We start from the raw sequence: 8625 nt of genomic DNA, 5'->3' as shown, positions 1-8625 counted from the left end.
GACGGCCGCGCGGCGGCCGCGAATGGATGCAAGCATGGGTTCCCTCCCTCTAATGACGAAGGCTTCCCGACGGGAGCCCCCGGGCGCCTTACCGACTCCGCGGCCGCCTTGATCGAGCGGCTCGCAGCGCCCGGCGGCGCATTTCTCATACAATATGAATAATTCCACATATTGAGATGTCAACGCAATTTGTGGGAAGACAGAACGGGGTTTCCGTGTGTAAGCTGGCCGTGACGCTCGCGGAACGGCCCTTACGCCGGACCCAGAGGCCGCGAAGAACGGCCGTCGCGAGCCAGAAAAACGGGGAAACCAAAGGGATTTCGACGCATGAGCAAGCGTGGTGAGAACCGGGTCGCGACGGCCGCCCTGCTATGGGCGACGGCGGTGTCGTCCGTGGCCGGATCGGCCCTCTGCGCGCCAATACCCCGTCAAATGGAGGCCCTCGACCGGGGCCTGGTCGCCGTCCCGGCCATCGACGGGGGCGTGCTGGTCAGCTGGCGGTTGCTGGGCGACGATCCGGCCAAGACCGCCTTCAACCTGTATCGAGACGGGACAAGGCTGAACGCCGCGCCCCTGACGGGCCCCACCGACTTCGTCGACAAGACCGGCGCCTTGACCGCGACCTACGCCGTCCGCGCCGTGGTCGGCGGCAAGGAGACCTCCGCCGGCAAGCCCGCCAAGGTCTGGGCCGACGGCTATCTGAGCCTGCCGATCCAGCCGCCGGCCGATGGCGTCACGCCGGCCGGCGAGGCCTATTCCTACACCGCCAACGACGCCAGCGTCGGCGACCTGGACGGTGACGGCCGCTACGAGATCGTCCTCAAGTGGGACCCGACCAATTCCAAGGACAACGCCTTCGGCGGCTATACCGGACCGGTCTATATCGACGCCTATACGCTGGATGGTCAGCGGTTGTGGCGCATCGACCTGGGCCGCAACATCCGGGCCGGCGCCCACTACACCCAGTTCCAGGTCTATGACCTGGACGGCGACGGCAAGGCCGAGGTGGCCATGCGCACCAGCGACGGCACGACGGACGGGACCGGCAAGGTGCTGGGCGATCCGAACATCGACTGGCGCGAGAGCGGCGGCGAGCGGCCCCAGGGCGACAAGACCGGCGCCACGGTCCTGCCCGACGGGACCAAGGTGGCCAAGGTGCAGGGCCGCATCCTCAAGGGTCCCGAATATCTGACCGTGTTCGACGGCCTGACCGGCAAGGCCCTGGCCAGCGCGCCCTACTCGCCCCCGCGCGATCCACGCACCGACGCCCCGACCACCGCGCAGATGACGCAGATCTGGGGCGACGGCTACGCCAATCGCTCCGATCGTTTCCTGGCCGGAACGGCCTATCTGGACGGCCGGCGACCCAGCCTGATCTTCGCTCGCGGCTATTACGGCCGCAGCACGCTGGCGGCCTGGGACTGGCGCGACGGCAAGCTGACCCAGCGCTGGCTGTTCGACAGCGCCGCGCCCGGCAACGCGGCGTTCGGCGGTCAGGGCAACCACCAGCTCAGCGTCGCCGACGTCGACGGCGATGGCCGCGACGAGATCGTCTACGGCGCGATGGTCGTGGACGACACCGGCAAGGGCCTGTGGAGCGCCCAGCTGTTCCATGGCGACGCCATGCACGTCTCCGACCTGGACCCAAACCATCCCGGGCTTGAGAAGTTCGGCGTGCACGAAAGTCCCGGCCGGAATGGCGGGATCGGCGCGGCCATGCTCGACGCCCGCACCGGCAAGGTGCTGTGGAGCACGCCCACCGACAAGGACACCGGCCGGGGCCTGGCCGCCGACATCGATCCGCGCTTCCCCGGCGCCGAGGCCTGGGGGACCAACAGCGACCGGCTCTACACCGCCCAGGGCAAGCCGATCGAAGGGGTCCAGCATCCGCGCCAGACCAACTTCGCGGTCTGGTGGGACGGCGACGACCTGCGCGAGCTGCTGGACAAGAACCAGATCAGCAAGTGGGACTGGAAGACCGGCGAGGCCAAACCCCTGCTGACCGCCGAGGGCATGGCCTCCAGCAACGGCACCAAGGCCAACCCGGCCCTGTCCGCCGACATCCTGGGCGACTGGCGCGAGGAGGTCATCTGGCGGGCCGAGGACAATCGCTCCCTGCGGATCTACGCCACGCCCTACGTCACCCAGCGGCGACTGGTCACGCTGATGCACGATCCGCAGTATCGCGTGTCGATCGCCTGGCAGAACACCGCCTACAACCAGCCCCCGCACACCAGCTTCTATCTCGGCGAGGGCATGAAGACGCCGCCCCGCGCCGACATCCGAACCAAGTGAGGCCGCCGATGACCACCAAGATCGCCCTTCTCCGCGCCGCCGCGCTCAGCCTGCTGCTGACCGCCGCGCCCCTGGCCCTTCCAGCCGCCCTGGCCCAGGACATGGTCACCCAGCCCAAGGCCGGCCTGCCCGAGGCCCCGCGCGAATGGATCGACAAGGACACCGGCCACCGCGTCGTCCGCCTGTCCGACAAGCCCGGCAGCGGCAGCCTCTATTTCAACTACAACGGCTACACGCCTGACGGCCGCTTCCTGGCGATCAGCACGCCCGACGGGATCTCGGTCTTCGACCTGAAGAGCCGCGTCCTGAAGCCGGTCGTCGAGGGCAAGGTCCGGCTGTTGTTCGTCGGCCGCAAGACCGGCCAGATCTACTACCAGCGCGCCGTCGAGGACGGGACCGCCTTGGTCGAGGCGGCTGATCCGGTCAGCCGCAAGATCCGTCAGGTCGCCAAGCTGGCCAAGGGCGTGGGCATCCAGACCATCAACGCCGACGAGACCCTGCTGGCCGGGGTGGCCAATCGCACCGACGTGCCGATCCCGCCCAACATGATGGACGCCCTGCCCCACAATCCCGACGATGTGAAGGGCGCGGACGGTCGCGAGCTCAGCTACGCCGAGGGCCGCGAGGTGCAACTGAACGCACGCCTCGACAGCCGCATCCCGATGGAGATCTTCACGATCAACACCGCCACCGGCGAGCGCAAGGTCGTGCACCAGGCCACCGACTGGCTGAACCACCTGCAGTTCTCGCCGACCGACCCGGGCCTGCTGATGTTCTGCCACGAGGGTCCCTGGCACAAGGTCGACCGCCTGTGGCTGACCCGCACCGACAAGCCCGGCTCCGCGCCGGTCAAGATCCACACCCGGACCATGAACATGGAGATCGCCGGCCACGAGTGGTTCAGCGCCGACGGCAAGACCGTCTGGTACGATCTGCAGACGCCGCGCGGCGAGGACTTCTGGGTGGCCGGCTACGAGGTCGCCACCGGTAAGCGCACGTGGCTGCACCTGGACCGGAACGCCTGGTCGGTGCACTTCAACACCTCGCCGGACGGCAAGCTGTTCGCCGGCGACGGCGGCGACAGCGAGATGGTCGCCCACGCGCCCGACGGCAAGTGGCTGTACCTGATGCATCCGCGCACCGTTCCCGACGTCGCCGGCATCCACGCCCCGGGCTCCGAGGCGCTGATCCAGCCGGGCGTGCTGGACACCGAGAAGCTGGTGAACATGCAGGGCCACGACTATCGGCTGGAGCCCAACGTCAACTTCACGCCCGACGCCAAGTGGATCGTGTTCCGCTCCAACATGCACGGCGCCAACCACGTCTACGCGGTCGAGGTGGCGAAAGCCCAATAGATCATCGAGACGCCCAGGCCTCCCGGCATGGGGTGGCTTGGGCGCGCTCGCCGGGCTAAACACCCGTAATGGCACGAACCAAGCAAAGCGCTGAGATTGAGATCGAAGTCGATGGAGAGCCCTATGTCTGGCGGCTTCATCGCCAGCCCGGGTGGTCCAGCGACGCCCCGGTGCGGCACGGCATGGCGATCGCCGTGCGTCACATGGAAGGGCAGCGCGAAGCCGTGGTGGAGTTTCCGCCGGGGCCGGAGCCTCGTTACGGCGCGCCGCTGCTGAAGGCGTCGCACGTCGATGTGAAACTCGTGGCGAAAGCCATCGCCTCCGCCATCGCGGCGGGCTGGGATCCGCACTCCCGAGGCAAGACGGTCGCCATCGTGGTGGATGCGACCGGCGCCTGACGCCCTCCAAATTGGCCAAGCCACTTTGGACCTTTTCCCACCTGTGGCTTGACACCCGCCGCGCCGTCGAGCATTCTCATCATATCGGATGATGTTCCATATTGTGGAAAATCATCCGTTGGAATTTGAACCTCGGTTCCTTTCCTCCCCACACACGCACTCGCCCGTTCTTCCCCCATCCGGGCCGGCGGAGCACCTCAGGTGCTCCGCTTTTCTTTTGCCCGCTCCCCTTCCACTCATCCCCACAAAAGGCGGGATGAAGGAACTGAAAAGCCTATCGCCCCAGGCAGCGCGGCCCGCCAAGGATCGGCTGCGCGCCGGTCGACGCCGGATGGACATAGGCCGAGACCGGCAGCTTCAGGAACGCCAGACGCGCGGCCACCAGCGAGGCCGCCAGACGCGCTCCGCCCTCATTGATGTGGGTGGTGTCGCTGATCCCCTGCGGATAGCGGGCGACGCCGTCCTGCGGGGTGTAGATTAGGTAGAAGCCGCGCGAGCCCGCCTCGCCCCGCGCTTGCTGGGCGCCCATCATGTCGGCGTCCAGGTCGATCAGCGGCGTCGAGGTGGCCTTGGCCACGGCGCGGACCGCCTGCGCATAGGCGCCGTGGGCCTCCTGGACCTGTTCGTCCAGAAACACGTGCTTGGCGATCGGGGTCATCAGCACCGGCTGGCCGCCGGCCGCCCGCACGTCGGCGACGAAGCGGGTCAGGTTGTCGGTATAGGCGCCCTGCGGATCGGTGAAGCGGACGATCTTCACCCGGTCGGCGTCGTTGTGGCCGAACTGGATCAGCACCGTGTCGCCGGGCTGGAGCTTGGCCAGCAGGCCCGTCCACAGGCCCTCCTCGATGAAGGTCTTGGTCGAGCGGCCGCCGCGCGCCAGATTCACCACCTCGACCCGGGGATCCAGCGAGCACTTCAGCACCATGCCCCAGCCCATCTGCGGATAGGCGGAAGGCCCGTAGTTGGCGGCGGTGGAGTCGCTGGCGATCACGATGCGGGCGACCGGCGCCTCCATGGGCGGCGGCGGTGGGACGGCGGTCAGGTCCGGCGACGGCGCGCCCAGTGCTGCTCCGGAAGGGGCGGCTTGAGCCAGCGCCAGGGCCGCGACAAGCGCCGCCAGGCTCATCGATCCACCTTGGCCAGGATGGAGCGGTCTATCTGATCCACCGTGTTGACGCCGGTCAGGGCCATGGCCACGCGCATCTCCTTCTCGATCAGGTCGAGGAGCTGACTCACGCCCGGTCCGCCGCGCGCCGCCAGGGCGTAGACCCAGGCCCGGCCCAGCAGCACGCCCTTGGCGCCGAGGGCCAGCATCCGCACCACGTCCAGGCCCGAACGCACGCCGCCGTCGGCCAGCACGGTCAGGCGGTCGCCCACGGCTTCGGCGATAGCGGGCAAGGCCCGGGCCGAGGACAGCACCCCGTCCAGCTGCCGGCCGCCATGGTTGGAGACCACGATGCCGTCGGCGCCGATGTCGGCGGCGGCCTTGGCGTCCTCGGGATCGAGCACGCCCTTGATGATCAGCGGACCCTTCCACTGGTCGCGGATCCACTCCAGGTCCTTCCACTGGATCGAGGGATCGAAATTGGCCCCCAGCCAGCCCATGAAGTCCTCGAGGCCGGAATTGGGCCCCAGCACCGGCGCGACATTGCCCAGGGTGTGCGGGCGGCCCATGACGCCGACGTCCCAGGCCCATGCGGGCTTGAAGACCGCCTGCATCAGGCGTCGCGTGGCCGCGTTGGGACCGCTCATGCCCGAATGGGCGTCGCGATAGCGGGCGCCGGGCACGGGCATGTCGACGGTGAACACCAGGGCCGTGGCGCCGGCGTCGGCCGCCTTGGCCAGCAGGTCGCGCATGAAGGCCCGGTCGCGCAGCACATAGAGCTGGAACCAGATCGGCGTCGGGCTGGCCTTCGACACCTCGGCCAGGTCGCAGACCGAGACGGTCGACAGGCAGAACGGCACGCCCTTGGCCGCCGCGGACTTGGCCGCCTGACACTCGCCGCGCCGCGCGTACATGCCCGTCAGTCCCACCGGGGCCAGGGCGACCGGCAGGGCCTGGTAGTGGCCGAACAGCGTGGTCGACGGATCGACCCGGGAGACATCCTTCAGCACCCGCTGGCGCAGCGACAGGTCGGCCAGGTCCGAGACGTTACGTTGTAAGGTCCGCTCGGCGTAGGCGCCGCCGTCGATATAGTCGAACAGGAAGCGCGGCAGCTTGCGTCGCGCCGCCTCGCGGAAGTCCGTGGTGGACGAGACGATCACGGGACTACTGCAGGTTCACGAACGCGCCGCCGTCGACCAGCAAGGCCGCGCCGGTCACGTACTTGGCCAGGTCCGAGGCCAGGAAGACGATCGGCCCGGCCAGGTCGTCGGGCTCGCCCAGGCGGCCCAGCGGAATGCGGCCGGCCATGTATTCGCGCTTGGCGACGTCGGCCAGGTCGTCCTTGTTGATCGCCGTCTCGATGGTGCCCGGCAGCACCGAGTTGCAGCGGATGCCGTACTTGCCGAGCGCGATGGCGGTCGATTGCATCAGGCTGTGCACGCCGGCCTTGGTCGGGGTGTAGTGGGTCTGCATGCCGCCGCCGACCAAGGCGCTGATCGAGCTGACCGCGATGATCGCCCCGCCGTCGCCCTGCTTGACCATCTGGTTGGCCGCCGCCTGCACCATGTAATAGGCGCCGAACAGATTGACCTTCATCGTCCGCTCCATCACCTCGGGCGGCATGTCCAGGAACGCGTGGAACGGGCAGATGCCGGCGTTGTTGACGAAGACGTCGACCCGGCCGAACGCGGCGACGGCCGCTTCGACGAAGGCCTTGGCGGTGGCGACATCGGCCACGTCGCCCTTCACGGCGATGGCGCGGCGGCCCAGGGCTTCGATCTGGGCGACGGCGTCGGCGGCGCCGGCTTCGTCGGAATGGTAGTTGATCGCCACATCGGCGCCGTGCTGGGCGCAACCGATGGCGGCCGCCTTGCCGATCCCGCCCGAGGCGCCGGTCACCAGCACCACCTTGTCCTTCAGAAGCATCGTTCCTCCACTCTGCACTATGGACAGCCTACCGCTTGGCGGGCGCCCTCTTCTCGTTCCAACCCAGCTCGACGCCGATGGCGTTGGCGCACTGGCGGACGGTCTCGGTCAGGTCGGCCATGCGCGCGTCGTCCATGTACTGGGCCGCGCCCGAGACGCTGATGGCCGCGACAATCGCGCCGCTGGGTCCGCGGACCGGCGCGGCGACGCAGCGGATGCGGTCCTCGTTCTCTTCAAGGTCGTAGGCCACGCCGCGCTTGGCGTAGTCGCGCATCCAGGCGATCCACTGTTCCTCGTCGGGACCGTGCGCCGAGCGCGGGCCTTCCTTGCGATAAAGCTCGCGCCAGCGCTCCTCGGTCTCGTCCAGCACCAGGGCCTTGCCCAGGCCTGTCGAGCGGATCGGCTGGCGGTCGCCGACGCGCGAGCTGATGTTGATCCGGCGACGGCCGGTCAGCTTGTCCAGATAGTGGGCGCGGTCGTCTTCCATCACGCCCAGGTGGACGGTGTCCTCCAGCTCTTCCCACAGGCGCTCGAGGTGCGGGCGGGCCAGGCGCGGCAGGTCCATCTGCTGGCCGGCCAGATAGCCCAGCTCCAGCAACTTCGAGCCCAGGCTGTAGCCTTCGCGCGGGGTCTGCGACAGCAGTCGGCGCTCGACCAGGGCCGTGGCCAGGCGGTGGGTGGTGCTGCGGGTCAGGCCCAGGCGCTGGGCCAGGGCGGGCAAACCGATCGTGCCGGAATCGGCGACCACGTCCAGCAGGTCCAGCCCCCGGAACAGCGTCTGGCTGCCGCTGGGCGCCTTTCCGCTGGAGCTGTCATCCTTGGCCACCGCGGAGGCTCCCCTTGACGCGTCACGTTTCATTTTGTAGCACTCTCTCTCATAATATGGTACCTAACGCAAGCGACGAAGGCGACGACCCGGTCACCGAAAGTCAGGGCGCGCCACCGTGTCATAGGACGTCTCGGGGAGGTAGGCGCGGCCGTTCAAGGTTTCGCCAAGCATGTCGAAGGCCTTTGCCTCACGATAAGCCCTCCTCTTCCTTTAAGTTGATCGCTTCCTTCCAGGAAGTATCGGGCTGGAGCTGGTTTTTCCCATGCCGTTTCCCCTCATCAAGGCGGTTCGCGCCTATGTCGTCCGCGGCGGCGGGGCCGACTATCACGATCAGGGCGAAGGTCACTGGATCGACGACCATATCGCCACCCCGATGTCGCGCTATCCGGAATACCGTCAGAGCCGCCAGAGCTTCGGCATCAATGTGCTGGGCACGCTGGTCGTCGAGATCGAGGCCGCCGACGGCACGATCGGTTTCGCGGTGACCACGGGCGGCGAGCCCGCCGCCTATATCGTCGAGAAACACCTGGCGCGGTTCCTGGAAGGCCGCGATCCCACCGAGATCGAGAAGATCTGGGACCAGATGTACTTCTCCACCCAGTACTACGGCCGCAAGGGCCTCGTCGTGAACGCCCTGTCCGGCGTCGACCTGGCGCTGTGGGACCTGCTGGGCAAGCTGCGCGGCGAGCCGGTCTATCATCTGCTGGGCGGCAAGGT

7 protein-coding genes and 1 pseudogene are annotated in these 8625 nt (G+C 68.2%); 4 read left to right on the top strand and 4 right to left on the bottom strand.

The window, feature by feature from the left end:
- The first annotated feature begins 327 nt into the window (after positions 1-327).
- The 3 genes from WAL33_RS11650 to WAL33_RS11640 all read left to right on the top strand — a co-directional run bounded on the left by WAL33_RS11650 (position 328) and on the right by WAL33_RS11640 (position 4048).
- On the top strand, positions 328-2295 hold the full coding sequence (locus tag WAL33_RS11650; protein WP_422181570.1) for a rhamnogalacturonan lyase: 1968 nt from the start codon (positions 328-330) through the stop codon (positions 2293-2295).
- An 8-nt stretch (positions 2296-2303) separates the two neighbouring features.
- Positions 2304-3650 carry an oligogalacturonate lyase family protein gene (locus WAL33_RS11645; RefSeq protein ID WP_422181568.1) on the top strand — a complete coding sequence of 449 codons (1347 nt, stop codon included), beginning with the start codon at positions 2304-2306 and terminating at the stop codon, positions 3648-3650.
- Positions 3651-3718: 68 nt separating this feature from the next.
- Positions 3719-4048 (top strand): hypothetical protein, encoded by a 330-nt coding sequence (locus WAL33_RS11640; RefSeq protein WP_422181566.1) that lies wholly within the window; start codon positions 3719-3721, stop codon positions 4046-4048.
- A gap of 274 nt (positions 4049-4322) precedes the next feature.
- On the opposite strand, the gene WAL33_RS11635 is transcribed toward WAL33_RS11640, so the two are convergent.
- The 4 genes from WAL33_RS11635 to WAL33_RS11620 are packed head-to-tail and all read right to left on the bottom strand — an operon-like array spanning position 4323 to position 7938.
- Positions 4323-5174 (bottom strand): rhamnogalacturonan acetylesterase, encoded by an 852-nt coding sequence (locus tag WAL33_RS11635; protein ID WP_422181564.1) that lies wholly within the window; start codon positions 5172-5174, stop codon positions 4323-4325.
- A complete protein-coding gene (lldD, locus tag WAL33_RS11630) occupies positions 5171-6313 on the bottom strand; it encodes an FMN-dependent L-lactate dehydrogenase LldD (protein WP_422181562.1) in 1143 nt (380 codons plus the stop codon). Before lldD ends, WAL33_RS11635 begins: the two co-directional genes overlap by 4 nt.
- Before the next feature lie 4 nt (positions 6314-6317).
- On the bottom strand, positions 6318-7079 hold the full coding sequence (locus WAL33_RS11625; protein ID WP_422181559.1) for an SDR family NAD(P)-dependent oxidoreductase: 762 nt from the start codon (positions 7077-7079) through the stop codon (positions 6318-6320).
- Between the two features lie 28 nt (positions 7080-7107).
- Positions 7108-7938, bottom strand: a complete 831-nt coding sequence (locus WAL33_RS11620) for an IclR family transcriptional regulator (RefSeq protein ID WP_422181557.1) — start codon at positions 7936-7938, stop codon at positions 7108-7110.
- A 232-nt stretch (positions 7939-8170) separates the two neighbouring features.
- Between WAL33_RS11620 and WAL33_RS11615 the strand changes: the two are divergent.
- Positions 8171-8625, top strand: a pseudogene (locus WAL33_RS11615) (L-rhamnonate dehydratase); the annotation flags it as partial.

Origin of the sequence: Caulobacter sp. (assembly GCF_049283275.1) — a bacterium.
GTDB lineage: Bacteria > Pseudomonadota > Alphaproteobacteria > Caulobacterales > Caulobacteraceae > Caulobacter.
Note: the sequence above shows the minus strand (reverse complement) of the source record. Positions and strands in the feature narration are given on the sequence as shown.